The 20917-nt window shown below is 53.8% G+C and carries 22 protein-coding genes and 1 tRNA gene; 21 read left to right on the top strand and 2 right to left on the bottom strand.

Annotated features, from left to right (window positions below; all coding sequences use genetic code 11):
• Positions 1 to 50: 50 nt before the first annotated feature.
• The 19 genes from J1782_RS05725 to dkgB all read left to right on the top strand — a co-directional run bounded on the left by J1782_RS05725 (position 51) and on the right by dkgB (position 15773).
• Positions 51 to 127, top strand: a tRNA-Asp gene (locus J1782_RS05725).
• Positions 128 to 572: 445 nt separating this feature from the next.
• Positions 573 to 1298 (top strand): beta-ketoacyl synthase chain length factor, encoded by a 726-nt coding sequence (locus tag J1782_RS05720; RefSeq protein WP_208950434.1) that lies wholly within the window; start codon positions 573 to 575, stop codon positions 1296 to 1298.
• A gap of 17 nt (positions 1299 to 1315) precedes the next feature.
• Positions 1316 to 2110, top strand: a complete 795-nt coding sequence (locus J1782_RS05715; protein WP_235937328.1) for a 1-acyl-sn-glycerol-3-phosphate acyltransferase — start codon at positions 1316 to 1318, stop codon at positions 2108 to 2110.
• Between the two features lie 3 nt (positions 2111 to 2113).
• Positions 2114 to 2371, top strand: a complete 258-nt coding sequence (locus tag J1782_RS05710; protein WP_152324700.1) for a phosphopantetheine-binding protein — start codon at positions 2114 to 2116, stop codon at positions 2369 to 2371.
• 10 nt (positions 2372 to 2381) lie between these two features.
• Positions 2382 to 2636 (top strand): acyl carrier protein, encoded by a 255-nt coding sequence (locus J1782_RS05705; RefSeq protein ID WP_152324699.1) that lies wholly within the window; start codon positions 2382 to 2384, stop codon positions 2634 to 2636.
• A 62-nt stretch (positions 2637 to 2698) separates the two neighbouring features.
• Positions 2699 to 3232, top strand: a complete 534-nt coding sequence (locus J1782_RS05700) for a hypothetical protein (protein ID WP_244370375.1) — start codon at positions 2699 to 2701, stop codon at positions 3230 to 3232.
• Positions 3199 to 4578, top strand: coding sequence for an AMP-binding protein (locus J1782_RS05695; protein ID WP_254302936.1), 1380 nt, complete (start codon positions 3199 to 3201; stop codon positions 4576 to 4578). The genes J1782_RS05700 and J1782_RS05695 overlap by 34 nt, the downstream gene beginning before the upstream one ends.
• Positions 4575 to 4919, top strand: a complete 345-nt coding sequence (locus J1782_RS05690) for a 3-hydroxyacyl-ACP dehydratase FabZ family protein (protein ID WP_152324697.1) — start codon at positions 4575 to 4577, stop codon at positions 4917 to 4919. Before J1782_RS05695 ends, J1782_RS05690 begins: the two co-directional genes overlap by 4 nt.
• Complete coding sequence (locus J1782_RS05685; RefSeq protein WP_152324696.1) at positions 4910 to 6637, top strand: glycosyltransferase; 1728 nt, start codon at positions 4910 to 4912, stop codon at positions 6635 to 6637. Before J1782_RS05690 ends, J1782_RS05685 begins: the two co-directional genes overlap by 10 nt.
• Before the next feature lies 1 nt (position 6638).
• On the top strand, positions 6639 to 7082 hold the full coding sequence (locus tag J1782_RS05680; protein ID WP_152324695.1) for a thioesterase family protein: 444 nt from the start codon (positions 6639 to 6641) through the stop codon (positions 7080 to 7082).
• Complete coding sequence (locus tag J1782_RS05675; RefSeq protein ID WP_152324694.1) at positions 7079 to 7684, top strand: outer membrane lipoprotein carrier protein LolA; 606 nt, start codon at positions 7079 to 7081, stop codon at positions 7682 to 7684. The genes J1782_RS05680 and J1782_RS05675 overlap by 4 nt, the downstream gene beginning before the upstream one ends.
• Positions 7674 to 9980 carry an MMPL family transporter gene (locus J1782_RS05670; protein ID WP_217152623.1) on the top strand — a complete coding sequence of 769 codons (2307 nt, stop codon included), beginning with the start codon at positions 7674 to 7676 and terminating at the stop codon, positions 9978 to 9980. Before J1782_RS05675 ends, J1782_RS05670 begins: the two co-directional genes overlap by 11 nt.
• Positions 9977 to 10552 (top strand): DUF3261 domain-containing protein, encoded by a 576-nt coding sequence (locus J1782_RS05665; protein WP_217152622.1) that lies wholly within the window; start codon positions 9977 to 9979, stop codon positions 10550 to 10552. Before J1782_RS05670 ends, J1782_RS05665 begins: the two co-directional genes overlap by 4 nt.
• Position 10553: 1 nt before the next feature.
• Positions 10554 to 11726, top strand: a complete 1173-nt coding sequence (locus J1782_RS05660) for a beta-ketoacyl-[acyl-carrier-protein] synthase family protein (RefSeq protein ID WP_217152621.1) — start codon at positions 10554 to 10556, stop codon at positions 11724 to 11726.
• Positions 11723 to 12202 carry a hotdog family protein gene (locus J1782_RS05655; RefSeq protein ID WP_165058634.1) on the top strand — a complete coding sequence of 160 codons (480 nt, stop codon included), beginning with the start codon at positions 11723 to 11725 and terminating at the stop codon, positions 12200 to 12202. Before J1782_RS05660 ends, J1782_RS05655 begins: the two co-directional genes overlap by 4 nt.
• On the top strand, positions 12199 to 12930 hold the full coding sequence (locus tag J1782_RS05650) for a 3-ketoacyl-ACP reductase FabG2 (protein ID WP_217152620.1): 732 nt from the start codon (positions 12199 to 12201) through the stop codon (positions 12928 to 12930). The genes J1782_RS05655 and J1782_RS05650 overlap by 4 nt, the downstream gene beginning before the upstream one ends.
• Positions 12927 to 14156: a beta-ketoacyl-ACP synthase gene (locus J1782_RS05645; RefSeq protein ID WP_217152619.1), complete on the top strand. Its 1230-nt coding sequence runs from the start codon at positions 12927 to 12929 to the stop codon at positions 14154 to 14156. Before J1782_RS05650 ends, J1782_RS05645 begins: the two co-directional genes overlap by 4 nt.
• Positions 14157 to 14858 (top strand): 4'-phosphopantetheinyl transferase superfamily protein, encoded by a 702-nt coding sequence (locus J1782_RS05640; RefSeq protein ID WP_208950426.1) that lies wholly within the window; start codon positions 14157 to 14159, stop codon positions 14856 to 14858.
• Between the two features lie 111 nt (positions 14859 to 14969).
• Positions 14970 to 15773 carry a 2,5-didehydrogluconate reductase DkgB gene (gene dkgB, locus J1782_RS05635; protein WP_152324740.1) on the top strand — a complete coding sequence of 268 codons (804 nt, stop codon included), beginning with the start codon at positions 14970 to 14972 and terminating at the stop codon, positions 15771 to 15773.
• Between the two features lie 431 nt (positions 15774 to 16204).
• On the opposite strand, the gene yafC is transcribed toward dkgB, so the two are convergent.
• On the bottom strand, positions 16205 to 17101 hold the full coding sequence (gene yafC / locus J1782_RS05630; RefSeq protein ID WP_152324686.1) for a DNA-binding transcriptional regulator YafC: 897 nt from the start codon (positions 17099 to 17101) through the stop codon (positions 16205 to 16207).
• A 107-nt stretch (positions 17102 to 17208) separates the two neighbouring features.
• Between yafC and J1782_RS05625 the strand changes: the two genes are divergently transcribed.
• On the top strand, positions 17209 to 18384 hold the full coding sequence (locus J1782_RS05625; protein ID WP_208950424.1) for an MFS transporter: 1176 nt from the start codon (positions 17209 to 17211) through the stop codon (positions 18382 to 18384).
• Positions 18385 to 18577: 193 nt separating this feature from the next.
• The gene (locus tag J1782_RS05620) at positions 18578 to 19378 is read left to right on the top strand and encodes an endonuclease/exonuclease/phosphatase family protein (protein ID WP_152324684.1); all 801 of its coding nucleotides are present in this window, start codon (positions 18578 to 18580) and stop codon (positions 19376 to 19378) included.
• A 102-nt stretch (positions 19379 to 19480) separates the two neighbouring features.
• Here J1782_RS05620 and mltD read toward each other — a convergent pair whose 3' ends face one another.
• Complete coding sequence (mltD, locus tag J1782_RS05615; RefSeq protein WP_152324683.1) at positions 19481 to 20866, bottom strand: murein transglycosylase D; 1386 nt, start codon at positions 20864 to 20866, stop codon at positions 19481 to 19483.
• Positions 20867 to 20917: the final 51 nt, after the last annotated feature.

Here is a 20917-nt window from a genome sequence, read left to right as displayed (position 1 = left end):
CAGGAACAAACTTGTATCAGACGATTGCTGATATGAGTGAAAGAACCGGTGGAGCGGTAGTTCAGTTGGTTAGAATACCTGCCTGTCACGCAGGGGGTCGCGGGTTCGAGCCCCGTCCGTTCCGCCACTAATTGCATAGACCCTGAATCGAAAGATTCAGGGTTTTTTGCATTTTTAAAATCTGTAAAAAATCGGGTGTTAAACGTACTGGATTTCTTATTTAAAGATTTTTTATCGGGTTGAAAACTCTGTGTGATATTTTAAATCAATCGATTAACTTTCTGTTGAAGATTAATCTATATAATCACTGTTCTTATTTTATGAGAATAATAATGTTTTCCCAATTTAACCCATTATAATTTCGCTGACTTTAATTTCATAAAAACCTCAGATGCTATTTCCCACTATAAAATTAAGATTTATCAGATATGTATTCTGGTCGGTAATATCTAAATTGTTGTAAAAATAACTAAAAGACATCATTCAGCGCAATAGCCTGTCAGATTACTGATGCAACTTTTAATAAAATATCATAAAGTCTTAATTCGGAAGATTCGCGAAGATTAATCATTATGAAATTCTCACTGGATATACTTGACTGGCAGGCGGTTGCTCCTGGTATCAATAATTGTGCCGATTGGATCCAATGGGCGCAATGGTCCGGTGTGGATGCATTTTCAGGTGAAATCCCAAAGAGCGCGCAGATCCCAATGATGGCTGCGCGTCGTATGAGTATCGGAAGTCGTTTTGCCGTCGATGCCGGTTTGTCCTTACTTACGAAACATCAGGTTGATGCCGCAATTTTTACCAGCCGCCACGGTGAACTTGAGAGAACGGGGCGTATTTTACATGCGCTTGCAGAAGACGACGCTATTTCCCCCACCGAATTTTCGATGTCTGTCCATAATACCGCCGCTGGCTGGTTAACCATTATCAGTAAAAATACACTGCCGGTGACCTCACTGGCCGCCGGTACGGACAGTTTTCAGCAAGGTCTGCTGGAAGCGCAATCTATGCTGGCAAGCGGTGCTTCGCGCGTCATGCTGGTCGATTTTGATGGCGAAATTCCCTCCCTTTATGCTGAATCGGTAAATTCCGAGTTTCTGCCTTACGCGATGGCAATAATATTGGCGGATGGCGATACTTTGCAGTGCCAGCGCATTTCAAAAAACGGCGAAATCGATCCGCTTGCTCTTTCGCAGGGTTTGCAATTCCTGCGGGGTTATCTGTCCTCATCACGTTCATTTATTGTCAGTGCTGATAGTCGCCATCACTGGCAATGGACGCGTGCATTGTGAGGAAAGAATCTGCCTTAATGGAAGACGTTTCCTCTTTGCCGGACCGGATGTGGCGATGGTCTGTTACAGGCATGTTTTTTGCGCTTTTCGGAATTGGCGGACTGCTGCTTTCTTTGTTCTGGTTTACTCTGTTGCGGTTAATCATACGTCAGCCGGAAAAATTGCATCGGATGACACTGAACAGCATTCGTAATAGCTTTCGACTTTTCCTCGGAGGATTACGACTTTTTGGTGTGATGGATTACAGGTTCGTCGGCGATGAAAAGTTTCAGGAGGATACCGGATGCCTGATTGTTGCGAACCATCCCAGCCTTCTTGATTATGTCATTCTGGCTTCACGAATGCCGCGCTGTGATTGCATCGTCAAACAGGCGTTGCTGAAGAACCCATTTTTGGCCGGCGTCATCAAAGCAGCCGGATATCTGGTGAACTCAGGGTCTGATGAGTTGCTTCAGGCTTGTGAGGCGCGCCTCAAGGCAGGTGGAACGTTGCTGGTCTTCCCTGAAGGGACGCGTTCTTTGCCTGAGAAACCGATAACGCTACAGCGTGGTGCAGCAAATATCGCGCTGAGAGCCGGTTGTGATGTACGGATTGTTCATATTTCCTGCCAGCCACCCATGCTGACCAAACAGGGGAAATGGTACGAAATTCCGCGGGTAAAACCTCAGTTTGTCATCACTGTTGCCGATAAGGTAAAGGCTGAGGATTTTTTTGATGAACAGGATCTTTCGCCTGCGTTGGCAGCAAGACGTCTGACACAGCATTTGCGCTCTGAACTGATGCACGGTAATACTCAAAATAACGAGAAATAAGTCATGGATTCATTAAGTAACGACATTAAAGAACTTATCATCGCGACGCTCAATCTGGAAGGAATGACGCCAGACGAGATAGATACGCAAGCGCCTCTTTTTGGCGACGGGTTGGGGCTGGATTCTATTGATGCCCTTGAATTAGGCCTGGCATTGAAAAAGCAATACGGCGTGATCCTTTCGGCTGAAAGTCAGGAAATGCGTGAGCATTTTTATTCCGTTGAAAGTCTTAGCCAGTTTATATCAGTTCAGCGTGGTTAAAGAGATTCCTATGCAGAAGCAAGAAATTTATCAGCAGATTAGCGCGTTATTAATCAAGCTATTTGAAATTGATGAAAGTGATATCAGCCCTGATGCCAAACTTTACGAAGATTTGGAATTAGACAGTATTGACGCTGTGGATTTGGTTGTTCATCTGCAGAAATCGACGGGCAGAAAAATTAAACCTGAAATGTTCAAATCAGTACGAACCGTTCAGGATGTTGTTGATGCCATCGATGAATTACTTAACACGCCAGCGCAATAGTTGCTGTGTCTGAAACCCGGCGCTTTTCCCTTCAGCTTGTCGCAGCGTTCGCTCGCTGGGCAATGCCCGTGGCGATTATTGCTTATCCGGTAGCGGTCTGGTGTGGCTTAAAAAATTGGGGAATGAGTATTCTTGCTCCCCTTCTGATTATTGCGTTTATTCTGCGATTGCTCACCTTTCGCGGAAAATTAAATCAGCTCACTTTTTTCGGTAAAGCGATGGCCGTCGCTGGCATTGTGCTGGTCATCACCAGCGTTTTACTGCGCGAAACGTCGATGCTGTTGTATTACCCGGTGGCGGTGAATTTCCTGCTTCTGAGCCTGTTTTTTAGTTCATTGTTCGCCCGGCAATCACTGGTTGAGCGCCTTGCCCGGCTGAACGAGCCCGACTTACCGCCCGAAGGGGTTGTCTATACGCGACGCGTGACACAAGTCTGGTGCCTGTTTTTTGTTTGTAATGGATCTTTTGCTTTATATACCTGCCTGAAAGGCGATGTGTCTTTGTGGGCGCTTTACAACGGCGGGATCAGTTATCTGCTGATTGGTTTATTAATGGGTATTGAATGGATAGTCAGAAAGCGTCTGCGCAAGCCGTGACGCTGCCAATGTGCCAATGGCTGGGCACGGAAAGAGCAGACGATCATCTGGTTGCCTGGAGTGAAACCCGTGAATACAGGCAGCGCGACTTCCGTCGGGATGTCGCGACGCTGTTTGCCAGTGTCAGTGTGACTCCCTGTTCGCGCTGGGCGCTGTGTCTGGAAGATAACTATTCGTTCGCTGTGGCTTTACTGGCCGTTCTTTACAGCGGGAAAACACCTGTTTTGCCCGGACATTTTCGTCAGGCTCAGCTCTCTGAGCAATGCGATGAATTCGATGCGCTGATTACCGATCTGCCGTTGCAGCTCAATTGTCCTGTTCTCCGCTTCCCGTTTGTTACCCTTGAACCGCTTTCCGTTTTACCTGCATTTCCGGAAAATGCATCGCTCGTCCTCTTCACGTCCGGATCAACCGGAAAACCGCAGAAGATTATCAAACCAGTCTCTTGTCTTGAACGTGAAAGCCAGTGGCTCAGTGCGCAATGGGGCGCAGAACTGGCCGGTTCCCGGTTCGTCGCCACGGTCGCGCCTCATCATATGTACGGCCTGAGCTTTGCGTTCATGTTGCCGCTGTCACTTGGCCTGCCGTTTGCGGCCACCAGCGTCCAGTATCATGAGCAGCTGCATTCACTCGCAGTAAAAACCCCGCTGGCGTTTGTCAGCAGCCCGGCCTTTCTCAAACGTCTGGACTCCACATTAGCGCCGGTCACGCTGCGTGCAGTTTTTTCCGCAGGCGGCCCTCTGGAAAGCGATGCGGCGCAATCAGTGAAAGCAACATGCAGTTGCCTGCCAACAGAGATTTATGGCACCACCGAAAGTGGCGTTATCGCATTTCGCCAGCAAACCCGGCCTGGCGAAGCCTGGGCGTTGTTCGACAACGTAGATTTACGCCCTCAGCCCGATGGCAACATTGCAGTGATTTCTCCGATTATTCCGCAGCCGGAAGGCATTGCTCTTAGTGATGAGATAAAACTGTCGTCTGACGGTTCACGTCATTTTGATCTTCTGGGCCGTAAAGATCGGATCGTTAAAATTGCTGAACAGCGGATCTCGCTGGATGAAATTGAGCAACGCTTGTGTGCGCTCGATCTTCTGGCTGACGCCTGCGTTCTGACGCTCGAAAAACAGGGCAGGGTTTCGGTTGCGGCATTGATTGTACTTACCCCGGCGGGCGATGCGCTGTTGCAGGTCGAAAACCGCAATGTCCTGTTTGGGCAGATCCGCCATGCTTTGCGGGAATGGGTATCTCCGGTGTCACTGCCGCGATACTGGCGTATTGTTCCGGCGATCCCTCTCAATCAGCAAGGTAAGCGCGCAGCCGCTGAATTACAGGAAATGTTTTTATGATGAAGCCTGAAGTCCTGAGCATGCATAAAAGCAGCGACACCAGCCTGATCCTCGAGTTGCGACTCTCAGCGGATTTATTCTGGTTTCGCGGACACTTTCCCACGTATCCGCTGCTTCCGGGTGTCACGCAGGTGAACTGGGTGATGGAGTATGCGGGGGAGATTTTACGGCTGGATAAGGCTTTTTCAGGGATGGAAGTGGTGAAGTTTCAACGGCCACTTTTGCCGGATGAAACTGTCAGTCTGCACATTGACTGGCTGAAAGAAAAACACCGGCTGGTTTTCCGCTATGCCCTGGGCGAAACCATTGCCAGCAGTGGAAAAATCACATTATGTCCGTAATATCCTCAGCGCTGTTTTCGCCCTGTCTGATTATCCCGTGTTACAACCACGGGCCGATGATGGCCGGTGTGCTGGATAAACTCCGGTCTCTCGGATTGCCGTGCATTGTGGTTGATGATGGCAGCGAGGCACAAACTGCGGATGAATTACAGCGTCTGGCGCAGATCACGCCGTGGATGAGCCTGACGCGCCAGTCGCCAAACCAGGGAAAAGGTGCCGCCGTCATGGCCGCCTTACGGCTGGCTGCGGAAAAAGGGTTTACCCACGCCATGCAGGTTGACGCAGACGGTCAGCACCAGCTTTCCGACGTTCCTCTCATGCTGGAGGAAGCGCGAAAACACCCGGATTGCCTGATCTCCGGTCAGCCGGTGTATGACGAAAGTGTGCCGAAATCGCGCCTTTATGGCCGTTATGTCACGCATTTTTGGGTCTGGGTCGAAACCCTGTCATTTTCCCTCAAAGACAGCATGTGCGGATTTCGCGTTTATCCTTTGCAGGCTTGCCTGAGTCTGATTGACAAACAGCCACTGGGTTTACGCATGGATTTCGATACCGAAATCATGGTGCGGCTTTACTGGCAGGGGACGCGCAGCCGATTCCTGCCGACGCGCGTCACATACCCGCAAGACGGCGTTTCGCATTTTGATGCGATGAAAGACAACATTAAAATCTCGTGGATGCATACCCGCCTGTTCTTCGGCATGTTGCCGCGCATTCCTTTTTTGCTGCGCCAGAGACAAACGCTGCAAAGCGATCCGCACTGGTCGGTAACGCGCGAACGTAAAGGGCTGTGGGGCATTCGTCTGATGCTGAAGATTTATCGCGTGCTGGGCTACCGCGCTTTCCAGTTACTGCTTTATCCGGTGATTGGTTACTTCTGGCTGACGGGTGGAAAACAGCGCAAGGCGTCGGCCGCGTGGCTTGAACGCGTCCGCGACGTTGCAGCTCAGCGCAAAATCGCGTTGCCTTATCCGTTAAGTACATTCCGGCATTTCATGCGGTTTGGCGAATCGATGCTGAGCAAACTGGCGAGCTGGCAGGGCGATAAAACTCTGAATGATGCGGTGCTGGTGAATCCCGACGTCTGCGAAGCGCATATTGCCTCCGGGCACGGCACGCTGATCCTCGCCTCGCATCTTGGCGACATCGAATCCTGCCGTGCTATTGGTGCGCTGAATCACCGGATCACCGTGAATGCGCTGGTTTTCACCGAACATGCCGAACGGTTTAATCAGGTGATGAAAGAAATTAACCCGCAGGCGCTTGTGAATCTGATTCAGGTGAGCCAGATGGGGCCGGACACCGCCATGTTATTGCAGGAAAAACTCGATGCCGGCGAATGGGTGGCAATTGTGGGCGACAGAACGTCCGCCAGCCGTCATCAGCGCGGTGAGCATTCCCGCGTCATCTGGAGTGATTTTCTCGGTAAACCGGCGGCTTTCCCACAGGGACCTTTTATTCTGGCTGCCGCCCTGAAAGCGCCGGTGATGCTGATGTTTGGCATCAGACAGGAACGGCGTCTGCATATTTACTGTGAATCTTTTGCCGATCCGCTGATTCTGCCCCGCGCAAATCGTCTGCCTGCACTGCAGGAAACCGTCGACCGTTACGCTGCGCGCCTTGAATACTACAGCCTGCTGGCGCCTCACGACTGGTTCAACTTTTATGATTTCTGGCAGCATCCCGCAGATGACGCCTCTGACAGGAAACCTGACTGATATGACTTCCAAACTTGATCCGCGCTTTAACGACCCGCGCTTTTCCACCGTGGTGGAAATCACCGTGCCTTTTCATGATGCTGATGCCATGGGCGTTGTCTGGCATGGCAATTATTTCCGTTATCTCGAAGTTGCGCGCGAGCAATTGCTGAAACAGTTCGATTATGGCTATCGTCAGATGGAAGCCTCCGGTTATGTGTGGCCGATCGTGGATACGCGCGTGAAATATATTGCGCCTGTCCTGTTCGAACAGCGCATTGCCGTTCACGCGCAGCTGGAAGAAATCGAAAATCGTCTGCGTATCGGCTATCAGATCTATGATATTGAAACCGGAAAACGGACAACGACGGGTTACACGTTACAGGTCGCCGTGGATGCTGAGACCAAAGAGATGTGTTTTGTCTCGCCGCAGGTTCTTTTCGATAAAACCGGAGTCAGCCTGTGAAATCACTTCTGTTTGTTTTACTCGCCGCGTTCAGCGTTGCTGCCCAGGCCGTGACGCTCGATGACTTGCAGCAGCGCTTCAGCCAGGTACCGGTACTGCGCGCTGAATTCGCCCAGCAGAGAACCATCAGCGGGATGGCGCAGCCGCTGAACTCCGGCGGAAATTTACTGATTGCGCAAAAACAGGGGCTTTGGTGGCAGCAGGAAAAACCGTTCCCTCTGACGTTACTTCTGACGGAAACCCGCATGGTGCAAATCATGGCGGGCCAGCAGCCGCAGGTGATTACGGCCAGCAATAATCCGCAGATGTTCCAGTTCAACTCCCTGCTGAGCGCGCTGTTTCATGCAGACCGCCGCGTGCTGGAAGAAAACTTCACGCTGGATTTCGCAGATAAAGGGCAGGGCGCCTGGACGCTGGTGCTGGTGCCAAAAGTCTCGCCGCTGAACCGCCTTTTCCGCCGCATTACACTCAACGGGGAAACCTTCCTGAACAAGATTGATATCGATGATATGCAGGGCGACGCGACGCATATCCGTTTCTTTAACCAGAAAACGACGCCCGCTGAACTGACTGACGCCGAGAAACGCCATTTTGCATCCTGATCTTCACCGCCGGCTGGCGCAAATCTGGCTGCTGATTATTGTGTTGCTCATCGCCGCGCTGGTCTGGTTACTCCCGCGCAGCCAGATTAACAGCAGCGTGCTGGCGCTTTTGCCGCAGCAACAGACGGCGGGTCTTCCTCCGGCGATTTCTGACGGCTTTACTCAGCGGCTTGACCGCCAGTTAATGTGGCTGGTCAGCCCGCCGGAGGGCGCGGGAACAAAACCTCTTGAAGACTGGCTGAAACAGCTGCGATCGCTTCCTGCGCTGAGTCAGGTGGAAGGGCCGATGGATGAGGCGCGTCAGCAGGAATGGGGCGCGTTCTTTTTCAGGCATCGTAATGCTTTGCTTGATGACGCCACCCGTCAGCGCCTGAACGCCGGTGCTGAACAGCAAAGCCAGTGGATCATGGGGCAGGTTTATTCCGCCTTTGCCGGTGTCAGCGGAAAAGAGCTGGCTAACGACCCTCTGTTGCTGGTGCGTGCCTCACAAATGGCGCAGCAGCAAAGCAGCGGCGGCATGAGCCTCGATCAGGGCTGGCTGATGACGCGAGATCCGCAAGGGCGCAGCTGGTATTTACTTCACGGCGAGCTGAATACGTCGTCCTATGACATCACCAGCGCGAAGCACACTGTCGGTGAGCTGAATGCGGCGAGGCACGCTTTTGAAGTGCGCTGGCCGGGCGCGAAAGTGCTTGATCGCGGCACGATTTTTTACAGCAATTATGCCAGCCAGCAGGCTGAACATGATTTATCTACCATTGGCGCGGCCTCGGTTATCGGCGTCTTTCTGCTGATTTTACTGATGTTCCGCTCCGCGCTGCCGTTACTGCTCAGCCTGCTTTCAATCGGTATTGGCGCGCTGTCGGGCACGGTATTTACCCTGTGGGTCTTCGGTGAAATACACGTGATGACGCTGGTACTGAGCGCCAGCATTGTCGGGATTTCTGCCGACTACACCCTCTACTTCCTCACTGAACGCCGCGTTCACGGTGAAACCAGCACGCCGCTCGAAAGCCTGAAAAAGCTGTTCCCGGCGTTGTCTGCTGCGCTGCTGACAACGGTCGCGGCTTACCTGATGCTGCTGATTGCGCCGTTCCCCGGTCTGCAACAGCTGGCGGTTTTTGCCGCCTCCGGGCTGAGCGCCGCCTGTATCACCGTCATATGCTGGTATCCGTATTTATCGGCGCATTTGCCGGTCGGTCCGACGCCCGGGCTGGCGCTGATATTGAAATGGTTGCTGGCATGGCGCAGCCGTAAACCGGTTCGAATCGGGCTGCCGGTTTTGATTTTCATGCTGGCGGCGGGCGGAATTTATCAGCTTAAAATCAATGACGATATTGCCGATTTACAAACGCTGCCGGCAGATTTACAGCAGCAGGAACAACAGATTGCCGCGCTGACCGGACAAACTAACGATCAGAAATGGTTGATCGTTTACGGCGGTACGGCGGAGCAGACGCTTCAGCGTCTTGAAGCTTTGCGTCCAAAACTGGAGCAGGCGAAAACGGATGGCGTGATTGCCGGTTACCGGGCGCTCAGCCTGCCGTCGCAATTACAGCAACAAAAAGATCTCTCGTTACTCCGCCAGCGTGCGCCGCAGATTATTGCGCAGTTGCAGCAGTCAGGGGTTTCAGTCGCCATGCCGGATCTCAACCCGCAAACGGTTGATGTCCCGCTCTGGTTAAACAGCGTGGTCAGTCAGGGCTGGCGCTTACTGTGGTTGTCTTTGCCGGACGGACGCAGCGCGACGTTAATCCCGGTCAATGGCGTTCACGACACCGCTGCCGTGGCGGCGCTGGCGGCGGCGTCTCCGGGAACTGGCTGGATTGACCGCAAGTCTGAATTCAGTGAGCTGTTTTCTCAGTACCGCGTTTACCTCACTTATCTGCTCGGGCTGGCGGTGGCGGTGATTGCCGCGATTTATTTCTGGCGTTTCCGTCTGCCGCACGGGCTGATTTGTCTGGTGCCGACGCTGCTTTCGCTGGGAATGGGCATCGCCGCGCTCGGTTACAGCGGTCACCATCTCAACCTGTTTTCATTGCTGGCGCTGATTCTGGTTCTGGGGATTGGCATCAACTACACCCTGTTTTTCACCAATCCGCGCGGCACGCCGACCACTTCGATGTTTGCCATTTTTATGGCTGTCGCGACCACGTTGCTGACGTTCGGTATGCTTGTATTCAGCTCCACGCAGGCGATCAGCAGCTTTGGCATTGTGCTGAGTTCCGGCATATTGACGGCGTTTTTACTTTCGCCGCTGACGTTGCCCGCTAAAAAAAGAGGACGTAAGAAATGATCCGCTTCACGCTGCCGGTTCTGGCACTGCTGATTTTGATGTCTGGCGGCTGCGCCTCGCGCCCTCCAGCCCAAACGCTGCCTCAGGCGTGGCTGAAACCGGGCGTACAGGTGAAATTACCCGCGCCGGTGCTGGCAGCACCGGTCAGTCAGCAGCAATTGCTAACGGCAACGGTCAACGGAAAACAGCAGTCTTTGCTTGTGCTGCTTAACGCCGACGGCAACTCTCTACAGCTGGCGGGGCTCTCGCCATTGGGGATCCGTCTCTTTAAAGTGGTCTACGATCAAACCGGCATCCATACTGAACAGGCAATACAGATTGAGGGTTTGCCTCCAGCAAATCAGGTTCTGGCCGATATTATGTTCAGCTACTGGCCGGTGGGAAGCTGGCAGCCGCTGTTGCCGCCGGGCTGGACGCTGAAAGACCAGCCTTTACGCCGTACGTTATCGGATGACAAAGGCAACGCGATCACCCGGATTGACTATCTGCCAGAAGGCAAATCGCGACGGCCTGTTTCGATTACGCAGATGGCGTTCCATTACCAGATCACTATCCAGAATGTCGGTGAATAACATGATTTACTTTTCGGCCGTGGGCATGGTTAACGCGCTGGGAAACAACAACGCGCAGATTGCTGCCAGCCTGACGGCGGGTGTTTCACCGGGCATGTTTGTGCAGGAAGGCTGGCTGACGGAAAATCGCCCGGTCTGGCTGGGCGCTGTCACGGGCTATTTACCGCCGGTCCCGGAATCGCTTTCCGTGCACCGCAGCCGCAATAACCAGCTGCTGCTGGCCGCGCTGGCGCAAATTGAAACGCCGGTCAGCGAGGTTATTGCCCGCTATGGTCACGAACGCGTTGCGGTGATTATGGGCACCAGCACCTCCGGCATTGCCGAAGGGGAAGACGCGGTGCGCCATCTGCATCAGCAGGGGGCTTTCCCGCAAGGCTATGACTATCAGCAGCAGGAACTCGGCGATCCTTCGCAATTTATGGCGGAACTGCTGGAGCTGACAGGACCGGCATACACGTTATCGACGGCGTGTTCATCCAGCGCGAAAGCCATTATCAGCGGGATGCGCCTGATTGAGTCCGGCCTGGCTGATGCGGCAATTGTCGGCGGGGCAGACAGCTTGTGCCGGATGCCGGTCAACGGTTTCAACAGCCTTGAGTCGTTCTCCCGTGGCCGCTGTACGCCCTTCGGACAGGATCGTGATGGCATTAATATTGGTGAAGCGGCGGCGCTGATTTTGCTGACGCGTGAACCGGCGGATGTCGCGCTGCTGGGCACCGGTGAGTCTTCCGATGCCTGGCATATGTCCGCGCCGCATCCGGAAGGGGCGGGCGCAGAGCGGGCAATCCGCATGGCGCTGCAACAGGCCGGACTTGAGCCAGAAAACGTCGGCTACATCAATGCGCACGGCACGGCAACACCGCTCAACGATCAGGTGGAATCGGCGGTGATCCACCGCGTATTCGGCAGCCAGATCCCGTGCAGCTCGACCAAACATCTTACCGGCCACACGCTGGGCGCGGCCGGTGCGACAGAAGCGGCGCTGAGCTGGCTTATTCTGACGCAAAATCTCAATCTGCCACCTCAGGATTTCAGTATTACGCCACGTGATGCCAGTCTGCCGGATATCCGGCTGGTTGATGCACCACAAAGGCTGGAACGTCCGGTCATCTTGTCCAACTCATTTGCCTTTGGTGGCAACAACGCCAGCATTGTGATCGGGAGGCCGTCATGAGCATTCTGACCGCCGCCGGTTATTTACCGCACGACACGCCGATGGTGTTGCTGGAAAACGTCGTCAGCGTAACGGAAGAAACCGCGATCTGTGACGTTGTCGTCTCACCTGACGGCGTGCTGGCGCCTTTTCTGAATGCACGCGGCGCATTGCCCGCCTGGTACGCCCTTGAACTTATTGCACAGACCATCGGCGTCTGGAGCGGCTGGCACGGTGCGCAATCCGGACAGCCCCCGCAGGTTGGCATGTTGCTGGGCGGCCGTGCGATAAAATGCAACGTGCCTGAATTTGTGGCAGGCAGTGAATTACTTATCAGCGTTTCAATGGTATTACGCGATGAAAAACTCGCGAGCTTTGAAGGTGTTATCAGTATTAAACAGGAAAAAGACAACCTTCAGGTTGCTCAGGGAAGGCTGAACACGTATCAGCCAGCAAAGGACGAACTTATTACGCTCACACAGGGGAAAAAGGAATGACGCGTTCGGTATTAGTGACCGGAGCCAGCAAAGGGATCGGTCAAGCGATCGCCTGCCAGCTGGCGACGGACGGCTTTGAGATTGTCGTTCACTATCACAGCGATAAAAGCGGGGCAGAGCACACGCTGCAACAAGTGCGGGCATCTGGCGGCAGAGGTCGCCTGATTCAGTTCGATATCAGCAACCGCCCGCAGTGCCGCGAAGTGATTGAGGCCGATATTGAAGCGCATGGCGCTTACTACGGCGTCGTCAATAATGCCGGTATTACCCGCGACGCCGCGTTTCCGGCGCTGACGGATGAAGACTGGGACGGTGTGATCCACACCAATCTCGACAGCTTCTACAACGTATTGCAGCCCTGCATCATGCCGATGATCGGTCTGCGCGCGGGCGGACGCATTATCGCGTTGTCTTCGGTTTCCGGCTTGACGGGCAACCGCGGGCAGGTGAATTACAGCGCGGCTAAAGCCGGAATTATTGGCGCATGTAAAGCGCTGTCCCTGGAGCTGGCGAAACGCAAAATTACCGTCAACTGCATCGCGCCGGGGCTGATTGATACCGGCATGCTTGATATGGAAAAACCGGCGCTGGACGCTGCGATGAGCATGATCCCGCTGAAACGTATGGGCAGTGCGGAAGAAGTGGCCGGGCTGGCGAGCTATCTGATGTCCGACATCGCGGGGTATGTCACCCGTCAGGTGATCTCCATTAACGGAGGCATGGTATGACTCAGCGTGTTGTTATTACGGGTATGAAAGGCATCACGGCGTTCGGCAACCACTGGGATGACGTGAGTGCGCGTCTGCAACAGGGCAAAAATGCCGTCCGCCACATGGATGAATGGCTGATTTATCAGGGGCTCAATACCCATCTCGGCGCGCCCGTTGATGATTTCGAATTGCCTGCGCATTACACCCGAAAACGCATCCGCTCGATGGGGCGCGTTTCCCTGCTTTCGACCCGCGCCACCGAACTGGCGCTGGAACAGGCCGGTTTGCTGGATGATCCGATCCTGACCAACGGCGAAACGGGCATTGCTTTCGGTTCCTCCACCGGCAGCACCGGACCGGTCAGTGAATTCGCCACCATGCTGACGGAAAAACACACCAACAACATTACCGGCACGACGTATGTGCAGATGATGCCGCACACGACAGCGGTGAACGCCGGACTGTTTTTTGGCCTGAAAGGGCGGGTGATCCCGACGTCGAGCGCCTGTACGTCTGGCAGTCAGGCCATCGGCTATGCGTACGAAGCCATTAAGCACGGCTACCAGACCGTAATGGTGGCAGGCGGCGCAGAAGAACTTTGCCCGTCGGAAGCGGCGGTATTCGACACGCTGTTTGCCACCAGCCAGCAAAACGATCACCCGGAATTATCGCCGCGTCCGTTTGATTCGCAGCGCGATGGTCTGGTGATTGGCGAAGGTGCCGGGGCGTTAATTCTCGAATCGCTCGAACATGCGCAGGCGCGTGGCGCAAAGATTTACGCTGAAATCACAGGCTTCGCGACCAACTGCGACGCGGCGCATATCACCCAGCCTCAGCAATCCACCATGCAGATTTGCATTGAAAAAGCGCTGAAAAATGCCGGGATCCCGGCGGCTGAAATCGGGTATATCAGCGCGCACGGCACGGCAACTGACCGTGGCGATATTGCTGAAAGCCATGCAACGGCTGCCGTGTTTGGCAATCAGACGCCGATTTCGTCGCTGAAAAGTTATTTCGGTCATACGCTGGGTGCCTGCGGCGCGCTCGAAGCCTGGATGTCGCTGGAAATGATGCGTGAAGACCGCTTTGTGCCGACCATTAACCTGACTCAGCCAGATCCGCTTTGCGGCGATCTGGACTACATCATGGGAGAATCGCGTCATATTCAGACCGAATTTATCCAGTCGAACAACTTTGCGTTTGGCGGCATTAACACGTCGCTGGTTTTCCGCCGCTGGCCGTAAATGACCAATTCTGCGCGCATTATCACCGCGTCGCTGGACGACACTTTTCCGCTGTCACGCCTGCCCGCTGAACTGCTGGCGGAAAGTGAAAACCTGCATCCTGCCCGCCGCCAGCAATGGCGTGCGGGCAGGGCGCTGCTGGCCGAAGCGTTGTTTGCTTTCAGCGGACAGGAAATGCTGCCAGAAATGCAAATTTCCGCGCGGGGTAAACCGTCTTTTACCGATCCCTCATTGCCCCATTTTTCCCTCAGTCACAGCGTTAACAGCCTGCAACTGGTGCTGTGTGCCGCGGGAGAAACGGGCGGTGACGTCGAACAGATCCGGCCACGGGCGCGGTATCTGGACGTGGCGAGGCAGGCATTCAGCGAAACCGAATTTTGCTGGCTGACGGAACAGGAAAACCCGCTAAATGCGTTCTGGCAATTATGGTGTCTGCGCGAAGCCTGGCTGAAACAGCAGGCCGGAAGCGTGTGGCAGATGGAACGGATCCGGCTGGATCCCGCTGCCGGGCAATTTTCCCCCGAATCCGCAACGGACAGCAAACTGTGGTGGGCCGCAGGAGAAACCGTAATGTCGGCAATGGCATTGCCTGCCTGCGTGACGACATGTGAAGAGTATACTTTCGATGCCCGCAACGGGTCGATTATCCCGCAGCTTATTCCGCGAAACCCCCGCCGCTGGTCTTGTTATTCGCTGGCCTGATTATTGTTTTTAAAGCAAAAGTCTTGTAGCAAACCTGTCGTTTTTATCCATGAAAAGCCGGTCCATACTCTCCCGCATTGCTGACCTTTTAAAAAACAAAGAGAGAATATGATGAGCATTCCTGCATTCGGTTTGGGTACGTTCCGTCTGAAAGATGACGTGGTAAAAGCATCGGTGAAAACCGCAGTGGAACTGGGCTATCGCGCGATTGATACGGCGCAAATCTATGATAATGAAGCAGCGGTTGGCGACGCGCTGGCGGAAAGCGGGGTCCCGCGTGAAGAACTCTATATCACGACCAAAATCTGGATTGAAAACCTGGCGGCAGACAAGCTAATCGACAGCCTGAAAGAGAGCCTGTGCAAACTGAAAATGGATTATGTTGATCTGACGCTGATCCACTGGCCGTCTCCGGGACAGGCCGTCAGCGTGGCAGAAACGATGCAAGCGCTGGTTGAAGCGAAGAAAATGGGTCTGACCCGCGAAATAGGTATTTCCAATTTTACCGTCGCACTCATGCAGGAAGCGATCGACGCCGTCGGCGCTGATCAGATTGCGACCAACCAGATCGAACTTTCTCCGTTCCTGCAAAACCAGACCGTCGTCGATTTTGCCCGTGAAAACGGCATCGCGGTGACTTCCTACATGACGCTGGCTTACGGCGAAGCGTTGAAAGACGCGACGATTATCGCGATCGCCGAACGTCACAACGCCACGCCAGCGCAGATCGTTCTGGCCTGGGCGCTGCAACTGGGTTACGCGGTGATCCCGTCATCGACGAAACGTGAAAACCTGGCGAGCAACCTGCTGGCGCAGAAACTGGTATTGTCCGATGCCGACATGCAGGAGATTGCTGCGCTTGAGAAAAATGGACGATTAGTCAGCCCTGAGGGCCTGGCGCCAGCATGGGATTGAGCACCTTCCGGTAAGCTGGCGGTGCTGGACGGAGTTGATTTCGGTTTCTCACTTGCCGTGAGGGCTGGACCGTGAATATTTCGGTTTCTCAAGAACAGTGATCACCCGGCTTTTCAACACGCGCTGTCGCTCGAACGATGGACATGTTCTTGAGAAAGCCTCTGGCCGCTTTCAGAAAGTTTGCTGAGTGAGTGTTTCGAGACCCCAGGCTCGAAGACCGAAACGAAGGAACCGCGCAGCGGCAAGCTTTCGCGGCAATAGCATGAGTTTCTGAAACATAGCCAGCGAGCGACAGCGCGCAGTTAAACAAACGCAGGATTCCAAAGGGTTTCGTTTAAAACCCTTTGGGCCAGTTTGGGCGGCGAGCCCAAGGTCTTGACCTGATTGAAGCGATCACTGCACGTGAGAAACCGAAAATCTCCCGATCAGGATTAACTCTGGGCTTGCCCTAATTTTTCGCTCAGAAAATCAATAAAACACCGAATCCTCGTACTCACCGTCTGATCACTGTAGTAAACCGCATGCAACGGCATCGCAATCCGCATGACATCCGGTACCAGCAACTTCACCAGTTCGCCGCGATGTACATCCTCGTCAGTCATGAAATCAGACAAACAGGCGATACCGTTTCCCTGCAAACACAGTCTGCGCAGGGTTTCGCCGCTGCCTGAGCTGATAAACGGTGTGACCGTCAGTTGCTGGCCGTCAGCACACAGCAGCGGCCATTTGTTCAGTGCGACCACTTCGTTAAAGCCCAGGCAACGGTGTTTCAGCAGCTCATCGGCGGTTTTGGGCGTGCCCCATTTTTTAAGATATTCCGGCGACGCCAGTACGTTCCGGTGGCTCAGCATCAGTTTTCGTGCCCGCAGGCTGGAATCTTCCAGTTCCCCTACCCGGATTGCCACGTCCACTTTATGGTCGATCAGGTTGATGTTGCTCTCGGACGAAAACAACGCCAGCGACATCTTCGGGAAACGTTCGGTAAATTCAGCCACCAGCGGAGAAATGACGTGCAGGATCACCGGCGTTGCGGCGTCGACGCGCAACAGACCCTGCGGATCGTCACGATTCTCCAGCAGATCGTCTTCGGCTGCCGCCATTTCATGCAGGATTTTTTGCACACGGACGAAATAGCGCTCGCCTTCGTGCGTCAGGTTGATCTGACGCGTGGTGCGGTTGAGCAGGGTGATGCCCAGTTTTTGCTCCAGACGTTTCAGCGTCCTGCTGACCACAGAATTATCCTGCCCCAGCTGTTCTGCCGCGCGGCTGAAACTGCCACTTTCCACTACCGTGACAAAAGTGATCAACTCTTCAGAACTGGCTCGCATTGTTGTTACTCCAGCATAAATGATTTGATACTTTGGTTATTTCTGTCATTTAAGCACAAGCCGATAATAGCCGCCATCAAATCGAAATTCATTGTGGAGTAAAGATTATGCCGCTTGCACTATTAGCACTGACCATCAGTGCGTTTGCTATAGGAACGACAGAGTTCGTCATCGTGGGCCTGGTGCCGACAATCGCCGAACAGCTGGGCGTCAGCGTCCCGTCAGCGGGTTTACTGGTATCTATTTACGCACTCGGCGTGGCGATTGGCGCACCGGTGCTGACGGCGCTGACAGGGCGTGTACCGCGTAAAGCGCTGCTCATCGGCCTGATGGTGCTGTTCACGCTGGGCAATCTGCTGGCGTGGCAGTCACCGAATTACAACACGCTGGTCATCGCGCGTTTGCTGACCGGGCTGGCGCATGGCGTGTTCTTCTCGATTGGCTCGACGATTGCCACCAGTCTGGTGTCAAAAGAAAAAGCCGCTTCGGCCATTGCGCTGATGTTCGGCGGGCTGACCGTGGCACTGGTCACCGGCGTGCCGTTGGGGACATTTATCGGGCAGCATTTTGGCTGGCGTGAGACGTTCCTCGCGGTATCAATGATTGGCGTGATTGCCATTATTGCCAGCGCGATCCTGGTGCCAAACAACATCAAAAACAAACCGTCGGCGCGTATTTCCGATCAGGTTAAAGTGCTGATGAACCCGCGCCTGATGCTGATTTACGCCATCACCGCACTGGGCTACGGTGGCGTGTTCACTACATTTACGTTTCTTGCCCCGATGATGCAGGAGCAGGCCGGTTTCTCCGCCAGCATGGTGAGCTGGATCCTGCTTGCCTACGGCGTTTCAGTGGCCATCGGTAATATCTGGGGGGGAAAACTGGCTGACCGTCATGGTGCAGTCAAAGCGCTGACCATTATTTTCGCCGCCCTGGCCGCGCTGTTACTGATTTTCCAGTTCACTTCAGGTTTCGGTATTCCGGCGTTAATCACGCTGCTGGTGATGGGGATTTTCGCCTTCGGCAATGTACCGGGATTGCAGGTTTATGTGGTGCAGAAAGCCGAAGAAGTGACGCCTAATGCCGTCGATGTGGCGTCTGGTCTGAACATTGCGGCGTTTAACGTCGGTATCGCCTTAGGTTCTGTGATTGGCGGGCAGGTGGTTTCCACGATAGGGCTGGCGCAAACACCGTGGATTGGCGCAGTGATTGTCCTCGGCGCGCTGCTGCTGATCCGCCTCAGTGGTCATCTGGACAGAAAGTTAAAACCTGCTGTTGCCTGAACTTAGCAACATTTACTCTCTGCACGGCTCGCCTCTGGCGGGCCGTTTTTGTTTTTATGCTAGCCTGTAGATGTGACCGGGTTGTATACCAATGTAAACAGATTTGGCCTCAGCGCCTGCGGGCGTATACTGAACTTTCGCTGTGAGAAACTCTCTCATATAGCATCGATACAACGGGTAACAGGCGATTAGCGTGCGGAAAAAAACATATGCAATGAGGTATGTCGCAGGTCAGCCCGCAGAGCAAATCTTCCCTGGGGTCCTCGCACATTTAGGGCCGGATTTGCCGCCGGGTGCTGCGCTACCCAATTCGAATACTTTGCGCGTCATGGTGTGGAATATCTTCAAACAGCAGCGGGCTGACTGGTTGTCAGTTCTGCGTGATTACGGTAAAGACGCGCAACTGGTGTTACTTCAGGAAGCGCAGACTACGCCAGAACTGATACGTTTTGCCACATCCAACTTTCTGGCGGCCGATCAGGTGCCGGCGTTTATGCTGCCTCAGCACCCCTCTGGCGTGATGACGCTGTCTGCGGCGCATCCGGTTTATTGCTGCCCGCTGCGTGAGCGTGAGCCGCTTCTGAGGCTGTCTAAATCGGCATTAGTGACAGTCTATCCGCTTCTGGACGGTCGTTTACTGATGGTGGTGAACATTCATGCGGTGAATTTCAGTATCGGTATCGACGTTTACAGTAAGCAGCTTGACCCGATTGGTGAGCAGATTGCCAACCACAAAGGGCCGGTGATTATGGCGGGGGATTTCAACGCCTGGAGCAAGCAACGCATCAATGCGCTGTTCGGCTTTGCGGGGAATATTCAACTGGAGGAAGTGCGTTTCCCCTCCGATTACCGCAAACGGGCATTCGGCAGGCCGCTGGACTTTATCTTCTACCGCGACCTGAGCGTGACCAACGCATCGGTGATGGAAACACGCGCCTCAGATCATAACCCGTTGCGGGTGGAATTTATGGCCAGCAAACCGCTGACGTTGTAGCGCTTAATTTTTTCATCAAAAGAACCTACGCCATAAAACGCAGATATAAAAAAAGCACCCAGAATTATCAGGGTGCTTTTTTATTGCCGGTACCGGTCAGAATCAGGTATCAGGACTCATCTTATTGCTGACGAACAACGTTAACTTGTTGCCCGGTTGCAGGTTGTCCGCATTCGTGTTCCAGCGCATCACATCTTTGATGTTGACGCCGTGACGTTTGGCAATGCTCGACAATGAATCGCCTTTACGCACCTGATAAGTGATGCTGCCACCGCTGACACTGGTATCGCTGACGCTGTTATCCGCCACTTGCAGGGTTTGCCCAACTTTTAACGCGCCTGCTGAGCGCAAATTGTTCCAACGCTGTAAATCACGGGTTTTCACATTCAGCCGGGCTGCAATGCTGGACAAGCTGTCGCCGGAGCGAACCTTGTACGCCTTTGCACCTGACGGAGTGTTGCTGGCCAGTTTCGTTTCCTGCACTGCGGCAATATCGCCATCAGCCAGAGAATCTTTCAACTGGTCGGCATGCGCCTTCGGCAGAACAATGTAATGCGGGCCATTCGGCGCGGTCACATTCTTCTTGTAGCCAGTGTTAAACGATTTCAGCTTCGTCAGGGACATCCCGGCCATTTCAGCGGCCTGGGTCAACTGCATCTGCTGACCGACTTCAACACGCGCCAGGGCTCGGTCTTCACTCGGTTGCGGCAGGCTGATACCGTATTTCTTGCTGTGCTTTAAAATGTCGCTCAGCGCTAACATCTTAGGCACGTAAATTGACGTTTCACGAGGAAGCGCCAGCGCCCAGAAGTCAGTCGATCGACCTTTCGCTTTATTAGCTTTCACCGCTTGCATCACGCGGCCTTCACCACTGTTGTACGCGGCAATGGTCAGTAACCAGTCACCACCAAACATTTTGTTCAGGCGTTGCATCATATCAAGCGCAGCGGTCGTCGACGCCACAACATCACGGCGTCCGTCATACCACTGGTTTTGTTTCAAACCATAGTTGCGACCCGTCTGTGGCACGATCTGCCACAACCCGGCAGCGTTAGCTGATGAGGTTGCTTTTGGGTCAAAAGCGCTCTCCACTATGGGTAGCAGTACCAGTTCCATCGGCATATTACGTTTCTTAATCTGCTCGGTGATCCAGTACATGTACGGCTCTGCCCGTAATGTTACATCGTGGAGATAGCTCTTATTTTTTAAATATTTAACTCTTTGTTCGCGGATCCGGGGGTTATCCGGAACCTTCATCTTCAGCTCGTCGCCTATGAAGTTCCACAGATTTTGTTGGGAGACGGCGTCGTTTCCATCCAACCATCCCCCAGAGGCCGCTCGGCCATCATCTGTGTACTGTCCTGCTTCACTTTGACTTGCCGAAGACAAACTCTGTGCATGTTGCTCGGGTACCTTCACGCCCTGCCTGGACGCCTGGCAACCTGTGAGCAACATGGAGGCGATTATTAGGATCGCGTTTGCCTTCATGTGTGTGTCATAGTTGCTTAAAAGACGAGCGATAATACTTTGCTTCGAAAA

The sequence above is a fragment of the Rahnella sp. BCC 1045 genome, assembly GCF_019049615.1.
Lineage (GTDB): Bacteria > Pseudomonadota > Gammaproteobacteria > Enterobacterales > Enterobacteriaceae > Rahnella > Rahnella contaminans.
Note: the sequence above shows the minus strand (reverse complement) of the source record. Positions and strands in the feature narration are given on the sequence as shown.

Bases quoted from the DNA above. Each gene is read 5' to 3' on its own strand.
- J1782_RS05700 (WP_244370375.1), top strand. From the start codon at position 2,699: ATGCCCGTGGCGATTATTGCTTATCCGGTAGCGGTCTGGTGTGGCTTA.
- J1782_RS05710 (WP_152324700.1), top strand. From the start codon at position 2,114: ATGGATTCATTAAGTAACGACATTAAAGAACTTATCATCGCGACGCTC.
- J1782_RS05705 (WP_152324699.1), top strand. From the start codon at position 2,382: ATGCAGAAGCAAGAAATTTATCAGCAGATTAGCGCGTTATTAATCAAG.
- J1782_RS05680 (WP_152324695.1), top strand. From the start codon at position 6,639: ATGACTTCCAAACTTGATCCGCGCTTTAACGACCCGCGCTTTTCCACC.
- J1782_RS05690 (WP_152324697.1), top strand. From the start codon at position 4,575: ATGATGAAGCCTGAAGTCCTGAGCATGCATAAAAGCAGCGACACCAGC.
- mltD (WP_152324683.1), bottom strand. From the start codon at position 20,866: ATGAAGGCAAACGCGATCCTAATAATCGCCTCCATGTTGCTCACAGGT.
- J1782_RS05645 (WP_217152619.1), top strand. From the start codon at position 12,927: ATGACTCAGCGTGTTGTTATTACGGGTATGAAAGGCATCACGGCGTTC.
- J1782_RS05660 (WP_217152621.1), top strand. From the start codon at position 10,554: ATGATTTACTTTTCGGCCGTGGGCATGGTTAACGCGCTGGGAAACAAC.
- J1782_RS05625 (WP_208950424.1), top strand. From the start codon at position 17,209: ATGCCGCTTGCACTATTAGCACTGACCATCAGTGCGTTTGCTATAGGA.
- J1782_RS05655 (WP_165058634.1), top strand. From the start codon at position 11,723: ATGAGCATTCTGACCGCCGCCGGTTATTTACCGCACGACACGCCGATG.
- J1782_RS05715 (WP_235937328.1), top strand. From the start codon at position 1,316: ATGGAAGACGTTTCCTCTTTGCCGGACCGGATGTGGCGATGGTCTGTT.
- J1782_RS05640 (WP_208950426.1), top strand. From the start codon at position 14,157: ATGACCAATTCTGCGCGCATTATCACCGCGTCGCTGGACGACACTTTT.
- J1782_RS05720 (WP_208950434.1), top strand. From the start codon at position 573: ATGAAATTCTCACTGGATATACTTGACTGGCAGGCGGTTGCTCCTGGT.
- yafC (WP_152324686.1), bottom strand. From the start codon at position 17,101: ATGCGAGCCAGTTCTGAAGAGTTGATCACTTTTGTCACGGTAGTGGAA.
- J1782_RS05695 (WP_254302936.1), top strand. From the start codon at position 3,199: ATGGATAGTCAGAAAGCGTCTGCGCAAGCCGTGACGCTGCCAATGTGC.
- J1782_RS05665 (WP_217152622.1), top strand. From the start codon at position 9,977: ATGATCCGCTTCACGCTGCCGGTTCTGGCACTGCTGATTTTGATGTCT.
- J1782_RS05650 (WP_217152620.1), top strand. From the start codon at position 12,199: ATGACGCGTTCGGTATTAGTGACCGGAGCCAGCAAAGGGATCGGTCAA.
- J1782_RS05685 (WP_152324696.1), top strand. From the start codon at position 4,910: ATGTCCGTAATATCCTCAGCGCTGTTTTCGCCCTGTCTGATTATCCCG.
- dkgB (WP_152324740.1), top strand. From the start codon at position 14,970: ATGAGCATTCCTGCATTCGGTTTGGGTACGTTCCGTCTGAAAGATGAC.